The sequence below is a fragment of the Phreatobacter cathodiphilus genome, assembly GCF_003008515.1.
GTDB lineage: Bacteria > Pseudomonadota > Alphaproteobacteria > Rhizobiales > Phreatobacteraceae > Phreatobacter > Phreatobacter cathodiphilus.
Window position 1 is genome coordinate 1861476 of record NZ_CP027668.1, and the last position, 16960, is coordinate 1878435.

Annotated in this window: 17 protein-coding genes; 8 read left to right on the forward strand and 9 right to left on the reverse strand. The window is 69.5% G+C overall.

The genetic code is table 11. The features are described from left to right. Positions 1-9 precede the first annotated feature (9 nt). Positions 10-762, reverse strand: coding sequence for a triose-phosphate isomerase (gene tpiA, locus C6569_RS09110; protein WP_425440705.1), 753 nt, complete (start codon positions 760-762; stop codon positions 10-12). Between the two features lie 168 nt (positions 763-930). On the opposite strand from tpiA, the gene C6569_RS09115 reads away from it, so the two are divergent. From C6569_RS09115 to C6569_RS09140, 6 genes are all read left to right on the forward strand, one after another. After that, entirely contained in the window at positions 931-2817 is a 1887-nt protein-coding gene (locus tag C6569_RS09115; RefSeq protein ID WP_181313970.1) for a peptidylprolyl isomerase, read from the forward strand. A 24-nt stretch (positions 2818-2841) separates the two neighbouring features. Further along, entirely contained in the window at positions 2842-4359 is a 1518-nt protein-coding gene (gene trpE / locus C6569_RS09120) for an anthranilate synthase component I (RefSeq protein WP_106748550.1), read from the forward strand. Continuing rightward, positions 4356-4970: an anthranilate synthase component II gene (locus tag C6569_RS09125; protein ID WP_106748551.1), complete on the forward strand. Its 615-nt coding sequence runs from the start codon at positions 4356-4358 to the stop codon at positions 4968-4970. The genes trpE and C6569_RS09125 overlap by 4 nt, the downstream gene beginning before the upstream one ends. After that, positions 4970-5986: an anthranilate phosphoribosyltransferase gene (trpD, locus tag C6569_RS09130; protein ID WP_106748552.1), complete on the forward strand. Its 1017-nt coding sequence runs from the start codon at positions 4970-4972 to the stop codon at positions 5984-5986. Before C6569_RS09125 ends, trpD begins: the two co-directional genes overlap by 1 nt. A 4-nt stretch (positions 5987-5990) precedes the next feature. Continuing rightward, a complete protein-coding gene (trpC, locus tag C6569_RS09135) occupies positions 5991-6779 on the forward strand; it encodes an indole-3-glycerol phosphate synthase TrpC (protein ID WP_106748553.1) in 789 nt (262 codons plus the stop codon). A gap of 179 nt (positions 6780-6958) precedes the next feature. Continuing rightward, positions 6959-8164: a pilus assembly protein TadG-related protein gene (locus tag C6569_RS09140; protein ID WP_106748554.1), complete on the forward strand. Its 1206-nt coding sequence runs from the start codon at positions 6959-6961 to the stop codon at positions 8162-8164. Positions 8165-8231: 67 nt separating this feature from the next. On the opposite strand, the gene C6569_RS09145 is transcribed toward C6569_RS09140, so the two are convergent. Continuing rightward, positions 8232-8570, reverse strand: coding sequence for a phasin family protein (locus C6569_RS09145; protein ID WP_106748555.1), 339 nt, complete (start codon positions 8568-8570; stop codon positions 8232-8234). Between the two features lie 433 nt (positions 8571-9003). Between C6569_RS09145 and C6569_RS09150 the strand changes: the two genes are divergently transcribed. Continuing rightward, positions 9004-10599 (forward strand): D-alanyl-D-alanine carboxypeptidase, encoded by a 1596-nt coding sequence (locus C6569_RS09150; protein WP_245898279.1) that lies wholly within the window; start codon positions 9004-9006, stop codon positions 10597-10599. A gap of 30 nt (positions 10600-10629) precedes the next feature. Here the strand turns inward: C6569_RS09150 and C6569_RS09155 are convergent, their stop codons facing one another. After that, complete coding sequence (locus C6569_RS09155; RefSeq protein WP_106748556.1) at positions 10630-11349, reverse strand: DnaJ domain-containing protein; 720 nt, start codon at positions 11347-11349, stop codon at positions 10630-10632. A gap of 9 nt (positions 11350-11358) precedes the next feature. Beyond that, complete coding sequence (locus C6569_RS09160; RefSeq protein WP_106748557.1) at positions 11359-12111, reverse strand: vWA domain-containing protein; 753 nt, start codon at positions 12109-12111, stop codon at positions 11359-11361. Between the two features lie 143 nt (positions 12112-12254). Here C6569_RS09160 and C6569_RS09165 point away from each other — a divergent pair, with 143 nt between their 5' ends. Further along, complete coding sequence (locus tag C6569_RS09165; protein ID WP_245898280.1) at positions 12255-13358, forward strand: Kelch repeat-containing protein; 1104 nt, start codon at positions 12255-12257, stop codon at positions 13356-13358. A 156-nt stretch (positions 13359-13514) separates the two neighbouring features. Here the strand turns inward: C6569_RS09165 and sugE are convergent, their stop codons facing one another. From sugE to mce, 5 genes are all read right to left on the reverse strand, one after another. Continuing rightward, on the reverse strand, positions 13515-13835 hold the full coding sequence (sugE, locus tag C6569_RS09170) for a quaternary ammonium compound efflux SMR transporter SugE (protein ID WP_106748559.1): 321 nt from the start codon (positions 13833-13835) through the stop codon (positions 13515-13517). 121 nt (positions 13836-13956) lie between these two features. Further along, on the reverse strand, positions 13957-14400 hold the full coding sequence (locus C6569_RS09175) for a GNAT family N-acetyltransferase (RefSeq protein ID WP_245898281.1): 444 nt from the start codon (positions 14398-14400) through the stop codon (positions 13957-13959). Beyond that, entirely contained in the window at positions 14393-15718 is a 1326-nt protein-coding gene (gene proS / locus C6569_RS09180; RefSeq protein ID WP_106748560.1) for a proline--tRNA ligase, read from the reverse strand. The genes C6569_RS09175 and proS overlap by 8 nt, the downstream gene beginning before the upstream one ends. Before the next feature lie 511 nt (positions 15719-16229). Continuing rightward, the gene (locus C6569_RS09185; protein ID WP_106748561.1) at positions 16230-16502 is read right to left on the reverse strand and encodes a DUF1467 family protein; all 273 of its coding nucleotides are present in this window, start codon (positions 16500-16502) and stop codon (positions 16230-16232) included. Continuing rightward, positions 16499-16903, reverse strand: a complete 405-nt coding sequence (mce, locus tag C6569_RS09190) for a methylmalonyl-CoA epimerase (protein WP_106748562.1) — start codon at positions 16901-16903, stop codon at positions 16499-16501. The genes C6569_RS09185 and mce overlap by 4 nt, the downstream gene beginning before the upstream one ends. Positions 16904-16960 lie beyond the last annotated feature (57 nt).

Sequence of the window (16960 nt, forward strand, 5' to 3'; positions counted from 1 at the left end):
CCTTCATCCTCAGCGATAGGCCGCGGCGATCGCCAGGAAGTCGGCCGCCTTCAGGCTCGCGCCGCCGACGAGGGCGCCGTCGACGTTCTCAACCGCCATCAGCTCCTTGGCGTTGGCGGGCTTCACCGAGCCGCCATAGAGGATGCGGATGCCAGCGGCCTGCTTGCCGTGGCGCGAGACGAGCTTCTTGCGGATCAGGGCGTGGACCTCGGCGACGTCGGCCGCGGTCGGCGTCAGGCCCGTGCCGATGGCCCAGACCGGCTCGTAGGCGACGATGATCGTCTCGGGCGTCGCATCCTCGGGCACCGAGCGCGCCACCTGCCGGCCGACGACGGACAGCGCCTTGCCGGCCTCGCGCTCCTCCCGCGTCTCGCCGACGCAAACGATCGCGGCGAGCCCAGCCCGGATGGCGGCGGCGGCCTTGGCGGCGACCAGAGCGTCGCTCTCCTTGAAATACTGCCGGCGCTCGGAATGACCGACGATGACGGCGCCGGCGCCGGAATCGGCCAGCATCTCGGCGGATACCTCGCCGGTGAAGGCGCCGGAGGCCTCGGTGTGGCAGTCCTGGCCGCCGATGGCGATGCGGGTGCCGATGGCCGCGGCCGCCGCGAGGAAGACGAGCGGCGCCGGCGGGCAGATCATCAGATCCACCTTGGCCTTGAGGCCGGCGTCGTAGCCCTCCGCCATGGCGGAGAGTTCCTTCAGCGCGGAGCGGCTGCCGTTCATTTTCCAGTTGCCGGCGACGAGCGGACGCACGCTCATGACGATCTCCTCGGATGGCGTTGAAGATGGGGTGGCCGGCTGCCTAGCAGAACATGCGGGAGGGCACCACCTGCCATGCTTGCCCCTCCGGGGCGCCGTCACTATGCTCCGCCGACTTTTTCCGCCCCTCGCGGCCCCTTGACGCCGCCCGCAGGAGACCCGACCGGCATGTTGACCGGCCTTCGCAGCGCCTTCGAGAAGGGCTTCGCCCGCTTCATCCTGATCGCCCTCATGGGTATCCTCGTGCTGTCCTTCGCCGTCTGGGGCATCGGCGACATCTTCCGCGGCGGCACGGCGACCACGGTGGCCAGCGTCGGCAGCACGCAGATCTCGGTGCAGAACTTCCAGACCGCCTACAACCGCGAGGTGCAGAATCTCGGCCGCATGGTCGGCCGCGGCATCACCCCCGACCAGGCCCGCCAGTTCGGTATCGACCAGCGCGTCCTCAGCCAGCTCGTCACCGAGGCGACGCTCGACGAGCGCGGCCGCCAGCTCGGCCTCGGCGTCGACGACGAGACGATCCGCAACCGTATTGTCGCCACCCCCGCCTTCCGCGGCCCCACCGGACAGTTCGACCGCAACGCCTTCGCCGAAGTGCTGCGCCAGTACGGCTTCACCGAGCAGAGCTTCATCGAGCAGGAGCGCCGCCTCGCCGTCCGCCAGCAGATCGCTGGCGCTGTCTCCGACCGCCTCGGCACGCCGCAGGTGCTCATCGACGCCATGACGCGATTCCAGAACGAGACGCGCCAGGCCCAGTACGTGGTGCTCGGCGCGGCCCAGGCCGGCGATATCCCGGCGCCAGAGGGCACGACGCTCCAGGCCTATTTCGACGCCAACAAGCAGAGCTTTCGCGCGCCCGAATATCGCAAGCTCGTGGTCCTCACCCTGTCGCCGCAGGAGCAGGCCGGCTTCCAGCAGGTGCCGGACGCGCAGGTGGTCGAGGAGGTCGCCCGGCTGCGCGAGACGAGCGAGCGCCGCACCATCCAGCAACTCACCTTCCCGACGCCCGAGGAGGCCCAGGCCGCCGCCGAGCGGCTGAAGGGCGGGCTCTCCTTCGACGACCTCGCCAAAGAGCGCAACGTCTCCCCCGCCGACCTGACGCTCGGAAATCTGTCACGCGCCCAGGTCGCCGACCCCGCCGTGCGCGATGCCGCCTTCGCCCTCGCCGAGGGCGCCGTCAGCGAGCCGGTGCGCGGCCGCTTCGGCACCGTCCTGCTCCGCGTCACCGCCGTCGCACCCTTCAACGAGGGCCAGGCGACCGAACAGGCGCGCATGACCATCGCCACGACGATGGCCCGCAACGCCGTCAACGACCTCCACGACCGCATCGAGAAGGAGCGCTCCTCCGGCCTGCCGCTGACCGACATCGCCGGCAAGGTGGGCCTGACCGTCAATACGGTGGACGCGGTCGACGTCCAGGGCCGCGACCCCTCCGAGGTTCAGCTCAATCTTCCCGGCGCCTCCGACTTCCTGCCTGCCGCCTTCCGCGCCGAGGTCGGCCTCGAGAACGAGCCGGTCAACAACCGCGAGAGCGGCCTGTGGGTCTGGTACGAGGTCGCCGCCGTCACGCCCGCCCGCGACCGCACCCTCGACGAGGTGCGCCCGCAGGTGGAGGCACGCTGGCGCGAGGACGAGGTGAAGATCCGCATCGGCAAGGCCGCCGACGTCATGGCCACCGCGCTGCGCGAGGGCAAGCCGCTCGCCGAACTCGCCCAGGCCGCGGGCCTCGAGGTGCGCACCACCCCTGCCCTCAAGCGCACCGCCACCGACGGTGTCTGGGGCGCCAGTGCCGTGCAGATGCTCTTCGCGACGGCCAAGGGCCAGGGCGCCAACGCGCCCGCCGCCGACGGCATCGACCGCATCGTCTTCGTGACGACGGAGGTGGCGCTGCCGGCCGATGCGAGCCTCGATCAGCGCACCCGCGACCAGCTCTCGCAATCGATCGAGGACGACGTCCTCGCCCAGTATATCGCCCGCCTCCAGAAGGATTTCGGCTCCACCGTCAACCGCACCCTGCTCAACCGGGCGGTGGGCGGCACGGCCGAGACCCGCTGACGCCGCAGCGACGACGAGGATGTCATGCAGATCGAGCCGGCCTTCGAGGCCTTCCAGCCTCTCCACGCCGCGGGCCAGCCGCAGGTGGTGTGGACGACGCTGGTGTCGGATCTGGAGACGCCGGTCTCGGCCTATCTGAAGATCGCAGGATCGAAGACCAACGCCTTCCTGCTCGAATCCGTCGAGGGCGGCGCCATCAAGGGCCGCTATTCCGTGCTCGGCATGGAGCCGGACCTGATCTGGCGCTGCCGCGGCCAGGTGGCGGAGATCAACCGCCGCCCCGCCGCCGACCACAACGCCTTCGTGCCGCTGCCCGATGCGCCGCTGACCGAGTTGCGCAAGCTCCTCGCCGACAGCCGCATCGCCGTTCCCGACACGCTGCCGCCCATGGCGGCGGGTGTCTTCGGCTATCTCGGCTACGACATGGTCCGGCAGATGGAGCACCTGCCCGACGTGCCGCCGGATCCGCTCGGCCTCGCGGACGCGCTGTTCATCCGCCCGACCGTGGTCCTCGTCTTCGACGCGGTGAAGGACCAGATCACCGTGGTGACGCCGGTCAGGCCGCAGTCCGGGCAGTCGGCGAAACAGGCCTATGACCAGGCGGTCAACCGCCTCGTCGCGGTCGTCGACGCCCTCGACGGGCCGCTGGAGCGGCAGACGCCTCTGCCCGACCACGCCGAGATCATGGCCGGCCTCGTCTCCAACACCCCTGAGGCGGACTATTCCGCCATGGTCGACCGGGCGAAGGACTACATCGCCGCCGGCGACATCTTCCAGGTCGTGCTGTCCCAGCGCTTCTCCACGCCCTTCACCCTGCCGCCCTTCTCGCTCTACCGGGCGCTCAGGCGGGTGAATCCCTCGCCATTCCTCTACTATCTTGCCTTCGACGGCTTCTCGGTCGCCGGCTCCTCGCCGGAGATCCTGGTACGCGTGCGCGACGGCCGCGTCACCATCCGCCCCATCGCCGGCACGCGTCCGCGCGGCGCCACGCCCGCCGACGACAAGCGGCTCGGCGAGGAACTGCTCGCCGACCCCAAGGAGCGCTCGGAACACCTCATGCTGCTCGATCTCGGCCGCAACGACGTCGGCCGCGTCGCGAAGATCGGTACGGTGGAGGTCACCGACAAGTTCTTCCTGGAACACTATTCCCACGTCATGCACATCGTCTCGAACGTCGAGGGTGAGCTCGACCCGAAGCACGACCTGATCGACGCCCTCGCCGCCGGCTTTCCGGCCGGCACGGTCTCCGGCGCGCCGAAGGTGCGGGCCATGCAGATCATCGACGAGCTGGAGAAGGAGAAGCGCGGCCTCTATGCCGGCTGCGTCGGCTATTTCTCCGCCACGGGCGCCATGGACACCTGCATCGTACTGCGCACCGCCGTGGTCAAGGACGGGCAGATGTATGTCCAGGCCGGCGCCGGCATCGTCGCCGACAGCGTCAACGCCATGGAACAGGCCGAGTGCGTCAACAAGGCCAAGGCCCTCGTCCATGCCGCAAACGAGGCGGTGAAGACGGCGGCCCGGGTCGGGAGGGGCCAGTGAAGATCACCCTCATCGACAATTACGACAGCTTCACCTGGAACCTCGTCCACTACATCGGCGGGCAGGAGATCGGCGGCGTCAGGCCCGAGGTCGATGTCGTCCGCAACGACAAGACCACCGCCGACGCCGTCATCGCCGCCGACCCCGACGCCATCGTGCTCTCTCCCGGCCCCTGCACGCCGAACGAAGCCGGCATCTGCCTCGACCTCATCGCCAAGGCCTCCGACCGCATCCCGATGTTCGGCGTCTGCCTCGGCCACCAGGCCATGGGCCAGGTTTTCGGCGGCCAGGTGGTGCGGGCGCCGAAGCCCATGCACGGCAAGATGTCGACCATTTCGCATGAAGGCCGCAGCGTCTTCCGCGGCATCAACGGCCCCTTCCAGGCGACGCGCTACCACTCGCTCACCGTCGACCGCGCCGGCTGGCCGGACGCTCTCGAAATCACCGCCGAATCCGAGGACGGCGTGGTCCAGGGCCTGATGCACCGCTCGCGGCCCCTGCACGGCGTGCAGTTTCACCCCGAGAGCATCGCCTCCGAGCACGGCCACCGCATGATCGCCACCTTCCTCGACCTCGCGGCCGCTTGGAACCGCAGCCAGGGACGCCGCTGATGGACCAGTTCAAGACCCTGATCGCCAAGGCGGCGACCGGCGCGCCGCTGACGCGCGAGGAGGCCGCCTCCGCCTTCGACCAGATCATGTCGGGCAACGCCACGCCCTCGCAGATCGGCGGCTTCCTGATGGCCCTGCGGGTGCGCGGCGAGACCGTCGACGAGATCACCGCGGCGGTCGAGACCATGCGCGCCAAGATGGTGCGCGTCGATGCGCCGGCCGACGCGGTCGACGTGGTGGGCACCGGGGGCGACGCCTCCCACTCGCTCAACATCTCCACCTGCGCTGCCTTCATCGTCGCCGGCGCCGGCGTTCCCGTCGCCAAGCACGGCAACCGGGCGCTGTCCTCCCGCTCGGGCGCCGCCGACTGCCTGATGGCGCTGGGCGTCAAGATCGACCTCTCCCCCGCCGGCATTTCCCGCTGCATCCGCGAGGCCGGCATCGGCTTCATGTTCGCGCCCGCCCACCACCCCGCCATGAAGCATGTCGGCCCGACGCGCGTGGAGCTCGGCACCCGCACCATCTTCAACCTGCTCGGGCCGCTCTCCAATCCGGCCGGCGTCAAGCGCCAGATGGTCGGGGTCTTTTCGGGCCAGTGGGTCGAGCCGCTGGCGGCGGTGCTCGCCAATCTCGGCTCCAGCCACGCCTGGGTCGTCCACGGCTCCGACGGTCTCGACGAGGTCACCGGCACCGGCCCCAGCGCCGTCGCCGAGCTGAAGGGCGGCCGCATCACCTCCTTCACCGTCCATCCCTCCGACGTCGGCCTCGGCCTCTGCCAGCCGGGAGACCTCAAGGGGGGCGATGCCGCCCACAACGCCACCCAGCTTCGCGCGGTGCTGACGGGAGCCCGCAACGCCTACCGCGACGTTGCCGCCCTCAACGCCGCCGCCGCGCTCGTCGTCTCGGGCCGCGCCGCCACCCTCCCCGACGGCTTCGCCATGGCGACATCGGCCCTCGACACCGGCGCCGCGGCGAAAACCCTCGACCGGCTCGTCGCCGTCTCCGCCTCCGCGTGATCCCATGGCCGACATTCTGAAGACCATCGAGGCCTACAAGCTGGAGGAGATCGCCGCCGCGAAGCGCCAGCGCCCCTTCGCGACCGTCGACGCCGCCGCCCGCGCGGCGGCGCCCGTGCGTCCCTTCGCCGGCGCCATCGAGGCGGCCATCGCGGCCGGACGGACGGCGCTCATCGCCGAGATCAAGAAGGCGAGCCCGTCCAAGGGGCTGATCCGCGCCGATTTCGATCCGCCTGCGCTCGCCCGCGCCTATGAGGCCGGCGGCGCCACCTGCCTCTCCGTCCTCACCGACGCCCCCTCTTTCCAGGGCGCGCCGGACTTCCTCACCGCGGCCCGCGCCGCCTGTTCGCTGCCCGCCCTGCGCAAGGACTTCATGCACGACACCTATCAGGTGGCGGAGGCGAGGGCCTGGGGCGCCGACTGCATCCTCGTCATCATGGCCTCCGTGGACGACGCCCTCGCCGCCGATCTCGTCGCCGCCGCCAGCGACTACGGCATGGACGCGCTCGTCGAGGTCCACGACGCGGCCGAGTTAGACCGCGCGCTCGCCCTGCCCTCCCGCCTCATCGGCATCAACAACCGCAACCTCAGGACCTTCGAAGTGACGCTGGAAACAGCGGAGCGGCTTGCGCCCCGCATCCCCGCCGACCGGATCGTGGTCGGCGAAAGCGGGATTTTCGTCTCATCGGACGTCGCCCGCCTGGCCCGCGCGGGCATCCGCACCCTCCTCGTCGGAGAGAGTCTGATGCGTCAAGATGACGTTACGGAAGCGACGATGCGCCTCCTCACCTAACGCGACGCTGCGGAAGGTGGCTTTCCCTTGCGCGGGCTGACGAATCCGGCGCTTTGGGGTTAATCCCGGCCTAACGCGTTGCGTCCAACACTTAAACAATTGAATCGCGTGCGATTCCAAAGCCTTATTTGGTGTCCCGTAATCTCGGCTCCGGTCGCAGATTGAGGGGTCGCCACGCGATGTGGAACATAGTCCTGAGGTTCAAGAAGGATCGGCGCGGCGCTCTCGCCGTGGTCTTCGCCGTTTCGCTCTATCCCATCCTGATGATGATCTGCGCGGCGGTGGACCTCAGTCGCCAAAGCCAGCAGCAGGCCCGCCTGCAGGCGGCGCTGGACGCAGCGGCGCTGTTCGTCGCCCGCCTCGTCGCCGACGGCAAGGCGCCGAGCGATCTCACGGCCGCCGCGCGCACCTTCGTCCTCGGCAACGTCAACCCTTCGGAAATGACCAACGTCACCGTCACCGCCACCTTGGACAGCACCAATGTCCGGGTCACCGGCAGCGGCCAGATCAATCCGGTCATGGCCAACATTCTCAGCGCCAGTGATCTCACCATCAGCGGCGTGGCCGGCGCCACCTGGCGCACCAAGAAGATCGAGCTCGTCCTCGTCCTCGACAACACTGGCTCCATGTCGAGCTCGGGCAAGATGTCGGCGCTGAAGACCGCCGCAAAGAGCCTGATCGACACCATGGCGACGGTGGCCAACAAGCCCGACGCGGTCCGCATCGGCATCGTGCCCTTCGACGTCCAGGTCCGCGTCGGCACCACCTACAAGAGCGCGAGCTGGCTGACCTATGCGAATTCGGGCACCAATTCGAGCAACTGGACGGGATGCGTCGCCGACCGCGACCAGAGCCACGACGTCGCCGACACAACGCCCACCACGGGCACGCCGGCGACCCTCTTCCCCGCCCGCAACTGCACCAACTCCAACCTGACCAGCATCATGCCCCTGTCCACCGACTGGACGGCGCTGAAGGCAAAGGTCGACGCCATGTCCCCAGCCGGCAACACCAACGTCACCATCGGCCTCGTCTGGGGCATGCACATGCTGACGGCCAACGAGCCGCTCACCACGGCCCGCACCCTGGTTCAGGAGCCCGATCTCGAGCGGATCATCATCCTGCTCACCGACGGCGACAACACGCAGAACCGCTGGACCACCAACGGCACGTCCATCGACGCGCGCACGGATCTGGCCTGCGCCAACACCAAGGCCAACGGCATCCGGCTCTACACGATCCGCGTCATCGACGGCGACGCCGCCCTGCTGCGCCGCTGCGCCACCACCACGTCGATGTTCTACGACGTCCGCACGGCCTCGGAGTTGCTGCCGGTGTTCCAGCGCATCGCCGCCGAGATCGGGCAATTGCGCCTCACGCAGTGACGGCGCCCATGAAAAAGGCCCGGCGCGCGGCGCCGGGCCTTGTTGCGTCCGGGCTTGCCCGAACGGGTCACTTCGCCGGGGCGAACTTGGCCATCGCCGCTTCGTAGGGCTTGAAGACCTCCTTGAAGAGGTCGGTATAGAGTTCGCCGATCTTGGTGGCGCGGGCCACCGCCGCCTCGTAGGCGGACTTGGCGTAGTCCGACTGCAGCTCGATCGCCTTGTCGAGGCTCTTCACCGCCGCGATCTTCTCGATCGAGGCCGAGCCGTCCTCGAAGGACTTCTTGGTGTAGTCGACCAGTTCGGCGGCGATCGCCTGGTAGCCCTTGGTCAGGGCCGTCATCGCCTTGACGGCATTGTCGAGGCCGTCTTTGCCGAGCTTCTGCACGTCTTCCAAATTCTGGGCCATGGCCGCAATCCTCGCGATGGAACCACCGATGGGAACTCCCGGCCGGGGTCGCCGAGCATACGTACTCACCGGCTCCTGATACCGGTTATGCTGCACTGCGTCAATTAACCATTTTGCACTGCACCATCAGCCGAACGGCCGAGGCCCTGGCCGGCTGATCGAACCAATCGAGCCGGCGAATCGGCGCTTAACCAACTGGCAACCGCGAACGCTTACCGTGCTTGTCAACGGCCCCTGGGGTTCAGGGGCTGCAGTGCCGAGTACGGCTGCGTATCGCCGATTGTGGTGTCGCGTCGCCGGCGGTCCCCAGGGGCCGCCGGTTGTGATGGACCGGTCGAACCGCAGCCTCACCCGGTGCGCCAGGGACAGGATTGCGGACCGGTCGCCAGAAGGCTCCCCGGCCCCGCGCGTAAAGAGTTCAGGGGTGGCGGAAATGGCGACGATCAACGGCGCCGGCCGGGCGGTGTGGAACCGCGCGACCTTCTTTCTGGCAGCGGGCATGGCCGCCACTCTGTCGCTCGCCGCGGCGAGCCAGGCCGAGGCGAGGCCGCGCCGCTATGCCGGCTATGCGCCCGCCTATTCGGCCATCGTGGTCGACGCCAAGACCGGCGAGACGATCCACGCCGAGGCGGCCGACGCCCATCGCTTCCCGGCCTCCGTCACCAAGGTCATGACGCTCTACCTGCTGTTCGAGCAGATCGATTCCGGCCGCTTCTCGCTGCAGTCGCCGCTGCGCGTGTCCGCCGAGGCCGCCAGCCAGCCGCCGTCGAAGATCGGCGTGCGGGCCGGTTCGACCATCACCGTCGAGGAGGCGATCCGCGCCCTCGTCACCAAGTCGGCCAACGACGTCGCCGTCGTGGTTGCCGAGAACATTTCCGGTTCGGAGGAGGCCTTTGGCCAGCTCATGACCCGCAAGGCGCGCGCCATCGGCATGAGCCGCACCACCTTCCGCAACGCCTCGGGCCTGCCCGACGCCTCTCAGATGACCACGGCCCGCGATCTCGCCACCCTCGGGCGCGCCATCCAGGACCACTTCCCGACCTATTACCGCTATTTCCAGACCTATTCCTTCGCCTATCGCGGCGTGAACCACCGCAACCACAATCGTCTGCTCGGCCGCGTCGAGGGCGTCGACGGCATCAAGACCGGCTATACCCGCGCCTCCGGCTTCAACCTCCTGACCTCGGCCCGCCGCGGCCAGCGCCAGATCGTCGCCGTCGTCATGGGCGGGCGCACCGGCGGCGCCCGCGACGCCCGCATGCGCCAGCTCGTCGAGGCCACCTTCCCGCGGGCCTATGCCGGCGCCCGCACCGCCCCGATGGTCGCCCGCGCCAGCGAGCCGGCCCGTCCGCAGACCCGCATCGCGGTGGCCGCCCAGGTGCCCGTGCCGGGCCGCCGCCAGCCGGTGGCCGAGCCGATGCCGATCACGCCCATGGCCGCAGCGGTCATCACCGCCGGCCAGACCCGCGGCGGTGCCTCCACCGGTGCTTCGGCGGCAGCCCCGGTCACGGCCAGCGCCCAGCCGCATCGGCAGGTCATCCGCGCCGAGACCGCGCCGGCCCCGGTCGCCGCCGCCACCGTTCTCTCCGCCGCCGCCTCCCGTCCGGTTCCGGCCCCTGCCCCGGCCGTGGCACCCGCCGCCGCACCGGGCAATCCCAATCCGCGCCCCGGCGTCCTCGGCACGATCAACGCGTCCCAGCTCACCACCGCCTCGGTTTCGCCGCGCCCCGTTCAGATGGCGTCGGCCGGCACCGCCCCGGTCGCCGAGGCGACGCCCGCCCGCCGCGGCGAATGGTCCATCCAGGTCGGCGCCTTCCCGACCGAGAGCGCCGCGCTCGAGACGCTGAAGGAGGCGCGCGAAGCCTCCGGCCGCCAGCTCGGCGCCGCCGATCCCTATACCGAGAAGGTGGAGGCCCGCGGCATGACCCTGGTGCGCGCCCGCTTCGCCGGCTTCGACCGCTCCGGTGCCGACGCCGCCTGCCGGGCCCTCAAGTCCCGCGACTTCGACTGCATTCCCGTCCGCAACTGACCCCGGCGATCCGCACCGATGACACGCGTTTCAGGAGTTTCGGCCATGACGGTCCAGCAGGGTGTCCTTGGCCTGGTTGACGCGCGAGGCGAGCCACGTGGAGCCGCCCTGGTCGGGGTGCAGCTTCTTCATCAGCGCGCGATGCGCGCCGCGGATGGCCTTCTCGTCCGCCCCGGGCTGAAGGCCAAGGATCTGGTAGGCCTCCTCCTCCGTCATCGCGCTCGAGCTCGGCGCGCCGCCCTGCCCCGCACCCGCATTGCCATGAGCGTGTTCACGCCAGCCGGGCTCCCGGCGGTCAAGATAAGCCTCGAGTAGCTGGGCGCTCTCCCCGTCGATCTCGGCGAAGGCCTGGATCAGGCGGGGCACGGGGATCTGCTCCAGCGTCTGGCCGGCGAGCGAGCCGGCGATGAAGCGGCCGCTCATCTCGCCCGTGTCGATGTCCAGCACCATCTCGACGAAGCGCGAGCGCACCGTCGAGTTCTGCCGCGGGGTCTTCGTTCCCGCCTGCCCCCAGCCCGACAGCGCCGCCTGCCCCGGCACGATGCCGAGCAGGGTGGCTCCCGCCAGGAAGGCCGGCAGCGCCATCTCCCAGCGCCCGCGCGCCAGCAGGAAGAGGCCGAAGGCGATGACGGCGACGCCGCCCACCTTCTTCACCGTGTTGGACAGCCATTTCGGATTGGCGCCGAGAATCTGGTTCAGCGCGCCGGAAAAGACGATGAGCGCGATCAGGCCCGCGATGAAATAGGTCATGGGTCCGCTCTAGCGCATCTGGCCGAGGAGGAGCTGCGCCCCGCGCGAGCCCTTGGCCGCATCGGCCAGGGCCAGCCGGCCGCCGGAGGCGAAGGCCGCCACGGCCCGCAGGAGTTCGGCGAGCTGCGCCGCCGCCCCCGGATCGAACCTCGCGAAGGCGCCGCGGGTGATGCGGGCGATCTCGCGATAGGCGTGCTCGGCGACGGGATCGCCGCCCTCGAGGAACAGGAAGACAGGCACGTTCGCCATGGCGAGACGGCCCGCCTTGCCGCAGAGGTCGTCGAGGCTCTCCTCCATCGCATCGCCCACATAGACGACGGCATGGATCCGGCGCTCGGCCGCCTCCTCGGCAGCGTGGGCGAGGACGCGGCCGATCTGCGTCTGGCCGCCGATGCAGGAGACCTTCCCCATCAGCGCCTTCAGCTTCGCCGCGTCCGCCACCCAGCCCGACGAGCGGCATTCGCCCATGCCACGGAAGAAGACGAGCTGGATGTCGAGCGTGCCGACCCGCGCGGCCTCGGTGAACATCTGCCCCTGAATCTCCTGCGCCATGCCCCAGGTCGGCTCGCGGCTGGCCGTGGCGTCGAGGGCGAAGACGAGGCGGCCGCGCTCACCCGGCACTTTCGGCGGGCCGACGGCTGCGGCGGTCTTGAGGAAGGCGGCGATGTCCGCCGCGCCCGAGACGGATACGCCGCCCGCCCCGGTCCGGCCGGGCGTGGGAGTGCCGGTCTGGCCGGGCGCGAGGGGATTCTTCTGCGTCATGGGCTGAATTTGGCGAAGGCGGCGTCGAATGCAAGCCGCGATCCGCCGCGGCCCGTGGCCGGTCTAGACCACCACGGGCGTTTGCCGGCCGCGAGGGCCGCGTTAACCTCCGCCTCCCGCGCCCTCTCACCCCGGTGACCGCGATGACCCAGCCCTCCCGACGCCTCATGCTTTCCGGCGGCCTCGCCCTCGTCTCGGGCGCCGCCTTCGCCCAGAACCCGCATGCCGGCCACGGGCCGCACCACCCCCACCGCGACGGCCAGTTCGAGCGGCTGAACGCGCCGGGCCGCATGGACATTCCCGAGGTCCACCATTCCCAGGCCTATACGGTGAGCCCGGCGCCGATGGCCGCCAACCCCGGCCGCTGGCAAGCCCGCGCGCCGCTCCCCATCCCGCGCACCGAAATGGCCTGGGCCGTCGGCCGCGAGGGCCGCATGCACCTCGTCGGCGGCTATGCCGAGCAGCGCGTCGACCGGCCCTACCATCACGTCTACGATCCGGCCGCCAATGCCTGGATCACCGCGGCGGAAGTGCCGCGCGGCGCCAACCACGTTGGCGTCGCCGTCTCCGGCACGAAGCTCTACGCCATCGGCGGCTTCATCGAGCAGAACCGCACGCCCCACGCCGAATGTTTCGTCTGGGGCGCCGACGGCGACAGGTGGACCGCCATCCGCCCCCTGCCCGAGGCCTGCGGCGCCATCGCCTGCATCGCTGTCGGCGAGCGCATCCACGCCATCGGCGGCGCCGTCGGCAACAGCTTCGAGACGCGCAAGTCCATCGACTGGCACCTCGTCTACGACCCGAAGGACGACCGCTGGACGCGCCTCGCGCCCATGCCCCTCGGCCGCGACCACGTCGGCGTGGTGAACGTCAATGGCGCGATCCACATCATCGGCGGGCGGGTCGACAGCTTCCACACCAACTCGGTGCTGCACCACGTCTACGACGCGGCCGCGGACAAATGGGCGGCGCGCAACCACATGCCGACGGCCCGATCCGGCCACGGCGCCGTGCTCTACCGCGGCAAGATCTTCTGCATGGGCGGCGAAGGCTGGAACCGCGTCTACGGGCAGAACGAGGCCTACGACCCGGTCGCCGACCGCTGGGAGGCCTATGCGCCCATGCTCACCCCGCGCCACGGCATGGGCGCGGTGGCCATCGGCGACGCCATCTACGTCGCCGGCGGCGGGCCGCAGATGGGCGGCGGCGTGAAGAGTGCCATCCACGAGGCCTTCACGCTGGGCTGAGGCGGGCAACCTCCCTCCGGAGGAGAACGAGTCCCGCGCCAATGACTTGGCGCGGGCTCCGGACTCGAATTCTCGGCAAGACCCGCCCTTGAATCACCGTCTCAACGCCCGGAATCGATCTGTCAGCATCCCGCCGCAACCGATTCATGCGACTCGTCATTCCGGCGAGACGAGCTTCAGCCCGACGATGCCGGCGACGATCAGCCCGATGCAGGCGAGGCGCAGCACCTGGGTGCTCTCGCCGAACAGAGCGATGCCGAGGATGACCGTCCCCACCGTCCCGATGCCGGTCCAGATGGCATAGGCGGTGCCGAGCGGCAGCGTCTTCAGCGCGAGGCCGAGGAGGAAGAGGCTCACCGCCATGCTGGCGACTGTGAGGGCCGTGGGAACGGGCCGGGTGAACCCCTCGGTGAACTTGAGCCCCACCGCCCAGCCCACTTCGAACAGGCCGGCAAGCGCGAGATAGATCCAGGCCATGACGACCCTCCCCTGATGCGGGGTCGTCCCCGGCGCAACCATCCCGACGGCGGGGTCGTCCCCGCCCTGCCGAGATAGGCACTGTCGGCCGCGGGGCAAGGCCGGCCCCGCGCCCGCGCCCTCACAGCTCGTAGAGATAGAAGGCGACGGGCTCATCCTCGACGGGCCCCAGCCGGGTGTAAAGCGCCCGCGCCGGCCGGTTGTCGAATTCGGTGGCGACCCAGGCCTCCTCGCAGCCCCGCGCCCGCCCGAGCGCGAAAACCGCGTCCATCAGCCGCCGGCCGATGCCGCGACGCTGCAGCGCCGGCGTCACGCCGAGATTGTCGATGTAGAGCTCGTCCGGCATGTCGGGGTGGCGGTGGATGACGGCGGCCACCTGCCCCACCACCTCGCCGTCCCGCAGCGCCAGAACCATGATGTGGTCCTTCGAGCCGAGATAGGCTGCGAGCCGCTCCGGCATGACCGCGCCGTCGAAGACCTCCGGCGCCACCCGCGCGAACAGCGCGCGGTCGGCAGGTCCGACCGCCCGGATCTCGACAGCCTCCGCGTCCCGGTCCTCAGCCACCGGTGACGCGCGCGACGACGTCGGCCGCCGTCAGCATCTCGCGTTCGCCGGTGGCGCGCAGCTTCATCTCCACCTTGCCTTCGGCGAGGCCGCGCGGGCCGATCATCACCTGGTAGGGGATGCCGATGAGGTCGGCGGTGGCGAACTTGGCGCCCGGACGGTCGTCGCGGTCGTCGTAGAGCACGTCCACGCCCTTGGCGGAGAGCGTGCGGTAGAGCTCCTCGCAGGCCGCGTCGCAGGCGCTATCGCCCTGCTTGAGGTTCATCACCGAGACGGTGAAGGGCGCCACCGCCGCCGGCCACTTGATGCCGGCCTCGTCGTGGCAGGCCTCGATGATGGCGGCGACGACGCGCGTCGGGCCGATGCCGTAGGAGCCCATATGCACCGGCACCGGTTTGCCGTCCGGCCCCTGCACCGTGGCGGCCATGGGATCGGAATATTTGGTGCCGAAATAGAAGATGTGGCCGACCTCGATGCCGCGCGCCGAGACCCTGGAGGCCTCGGGGATCGCCTCGTAGGCGGCGGCGTCGTGCATCTCGTCGGTGGCGGCGTAGAGCGAGGTCCACTTGGCGACCGTGTTCTTGATCCCGGCGACGTCGTCGAAGTCGGTGTCGGCCGGCGGCACGGCGAAATCGAGATAGTCCTTGTGGCAATAGACCTGGCTCTCACCCGTGTCGGCCAGGATGATGAACTCGTGGGAGAGGTCGCCGCCGATCGGCCCGGTATCGGCGCGCATCGGGATCGACTTCAGGCCGAAGCGCTCGAAGGTCCGCAGATAGGCGACGAACATCTTGTTGTAGGCGTGGACCGCGGCCTCCTTGTCGAGGTCGAAGGAATAGGCGTCCTTCATCAGGAACTCTCGGCTGCGCATGGTGCCGAAGCGCGGCCGCACCTCGTCGCGGAACTTCCACTGCAGGTGGTAGAGGTTCAGCGGCAGGTCCTTGTAGCTCTTCACATAGGCCCGGAAGATCTCCGTGATCATCTCCTCATTGGTCGGGCCGAACAGCATCTCGCGGTCGTGCCGGTCGCGGATGCGCAGCATCTCCTTGCCATAGGCGTCGTAGCGCCCGCTCTCGCGCCACAGATCGGCCGACTGGATGGTCGGCATCAGCAGCTCGATGGCGCCGGAGCGGTTCTGTTCCTCGCGCACGATGGCCTGCACCTTGTTCAGCACCCTCAGGCCCAGGGGCAGCCAGGCATAGATGCCGGCGCTCTCCTGGCGCACCATGCCGGCGCGCAGCATCAGGCGGTGTGAGACGATCTCGGCTTCCTTCGGCGTCTCGCGCAGGATCGGCAGGAAGTAGCGGGACAGACGCATCGAAGACCTCGGAGGGCATGGCGGTGGCAGCCGCGCGCCAGGGCGCGGGAGGCGGGAATTGACCCTCTTTTGCCGCCGGAAGCAAGACGAAAGGCCGATATGGCCTCCCTTCGGCCCAGCGCGCCGCCGCTCCGCGACGGCCTGCCGGCGGCGGCGCTGCGCCCGGCCGGAAAAAAGGAAAGGCGGGATCATGGATCCCGCCTCCTCTAGGACATGCTAGTGAAGCTCGACGTCGCGGAGTATCGCGCCTGCCGTCTTCTTTTTGTTTCCCGCGCGAAGGTTCTTCCGAACCTGCACCCGGGGGGTCTTCCTCCCAAGACCTGAGCCATGAGACCTTACCGCGGTCGTTCGCAGGGGCCTCTTTCTTGCAGCAAGGGAAGGCTAGACCACGAAAAATGGTTTGTCACCAACATGGGCAGCCGGTGGCGAAAAAAAGTGCAGGCCAACCCCTCCGGAAGAATACTTATCCACTCTTGCGCTGCGTTGCAGCATACAGGGCTTGGTTCGGCCCTCAGCCCACCACCGCCCGCGGCATGAACGGAATGTCGTCCAGGGTGATGAAGCCGTAGGCGTAATTCAGGTAGTAGAGCCCGAAGACGATCCCCGCCACGATGGTGGTGGCGATCACCTTGTCGCGCATCACCGTCCGCATCGGCGCGCCGGGATCGCTGCCCGGCACCACCCGCCCGCTCTCCACCTGCGACCTCACGCCGAAGGGCAGGACGACGAAGAGGACGAGCCACCAGATGATGAAATAGATGGCGAGCGCGGCCGGGATACTCATGCCTGTTCGAGCTCCACCAGAGTGCCGTTGAAGTCCTTCGGGTGCAGGAACAGCACGGGCTTGTCATGGGCGCCGATCTTCGGCTCCCCGTCCCCCAGAATACGCGCGCCCTGCGCCTTCAGATGATCGCGCGCCGCGATGATGTCGTCCACCTCGTAGCAGACGTGATGGATGCCGCCGTCCGGGTTCTTGTCGAGGAACTTCGCGATCGGGCTGTCGGCCCCCAGCGGCGCGAGGAACTCGATCTTGGTGTTCGGCAGTTCGACGAAGACGACGGTGACGCCGTGGGCCGGCTGGGCCACCGGCGCCGTGACTGTCGCCCCCAGCGTGTCGCGGTAGAGCGCGCTGGCCTTCTCGAGGTCACGGACGGCGATGGCGACGTGATTGAGGCGTCCGATCATGGAGGGCTCCTTCGTGGCGAGTAGCGAGTGGCGAGTGGCGAGACTCCGGCGCGGCGG

Excerpts from the sequence above, each read along its gene's own strand:
- tpiA (WP_425440705.1), bottom strand. The coding sequence starts at position 762 with ATGAGCGTGCGTCCGCTCGTCGCCGGCAACTGGAAAATGAACGGCAGC.
- C6569_RS09115 (WP_181313970.1), top strand. The coding sequence starts at position 931 with ATGTTGACCGGCCTTCGCAGCGCCTTCGAGAAGGGCTTCGCCCGCTTC.
- trpE (WP_106748550.1), top strand. The coding sequence starts at position 2,842 with ATGCAGATCGAGCCGGCCTTCGAGGCCTTCCAGCCTCTCCACGCCGCG.
- trpD (WP_106748552.1), top strand. The coding sequence starts at position 4,970 with ATGGACCAGTTCAAGACCCTGATCGCCAAGGCGGCGACCGGCGCGCCG.
- trpC (WP_106748553.1), top strand. The coding sequence starts at position 5,991 with ATGGCCGACATTCTGAAGACCATCGAGGCCTACAAGCTGGAGGAGATC.
- C6569_RS09140 (WP_106748554.1), top strand. The coding sequence starts at position 6,959 with ATGTGGAACATAGTCCTGAGGTTCAAGAAGGATCGGCGCGGCGCTCTC.
- C6569_RS09145 (WP_106748555.1), bottom strand. The coding sequence starts at position 8,570 with ATGGCCCAGAATTTGGAAGACGTGCAGAAGCTCGGCAAAGACGGCCTC.
- C6569_RS09150 (WP_245898279.1), top strand. The coding sequence starts at position 9,004 with ATGGCGACGATCAACGGCGCCGGCCGGGCGGTGTGGAACCGCGCGACC.
- C6569_RS09155 (WP_106748556.1), bottom strand. The coding sequence starts at position 11,349 with ATGACCTATTTCATCGCGGGCCTGATCGCGCTCATCGTCTTTTCCGGC.
- C6569_RS09160 (WP_106748557.1), bottom strand. The coding sequence starts at position 12,111 with ATGACGCAGAAGAATCCCCTCGCGCCCGGCCAGACCGGCACTCCCACG.
- C6569_RS09165 (WP_245898280.1), top strand. The coding sequence starts at position 12,255 with ATGACCCAGCCCTCCCGACGCCTCATGCTTTCCGGCGGCCTCGCCCTC.
- sugE (WP_106748559.1), bottom strand. The coding sequence starts at position 13,835 with ATGGCCTGGATCTATCTCGCGCTTGCCGGCCTGTTCGAAGTGGGCTGG.
- proS (WP_106748560.1), bottom strand. The coding sequence starts at position 15,718 with ATGCGTCTGTCCCGCTACTTCCTGCCGATCCTGCGCGAGACGCCGAAG.
- C6569_RS09185 (WP_106748561.1), bottom strand. The coding sequence starts at position 16,502 with ATGAGTATCCCGGCCGCGCTCGCCATCTATTTCATCATCTGGTGGCTC.
- mce (WP_106748562.1), bottom strand. The coding sequence starts at position 16,903 with ATGATCGGACGCCTCAATCACGTCGCCATCGCCGTCCGTGACCTCGAG.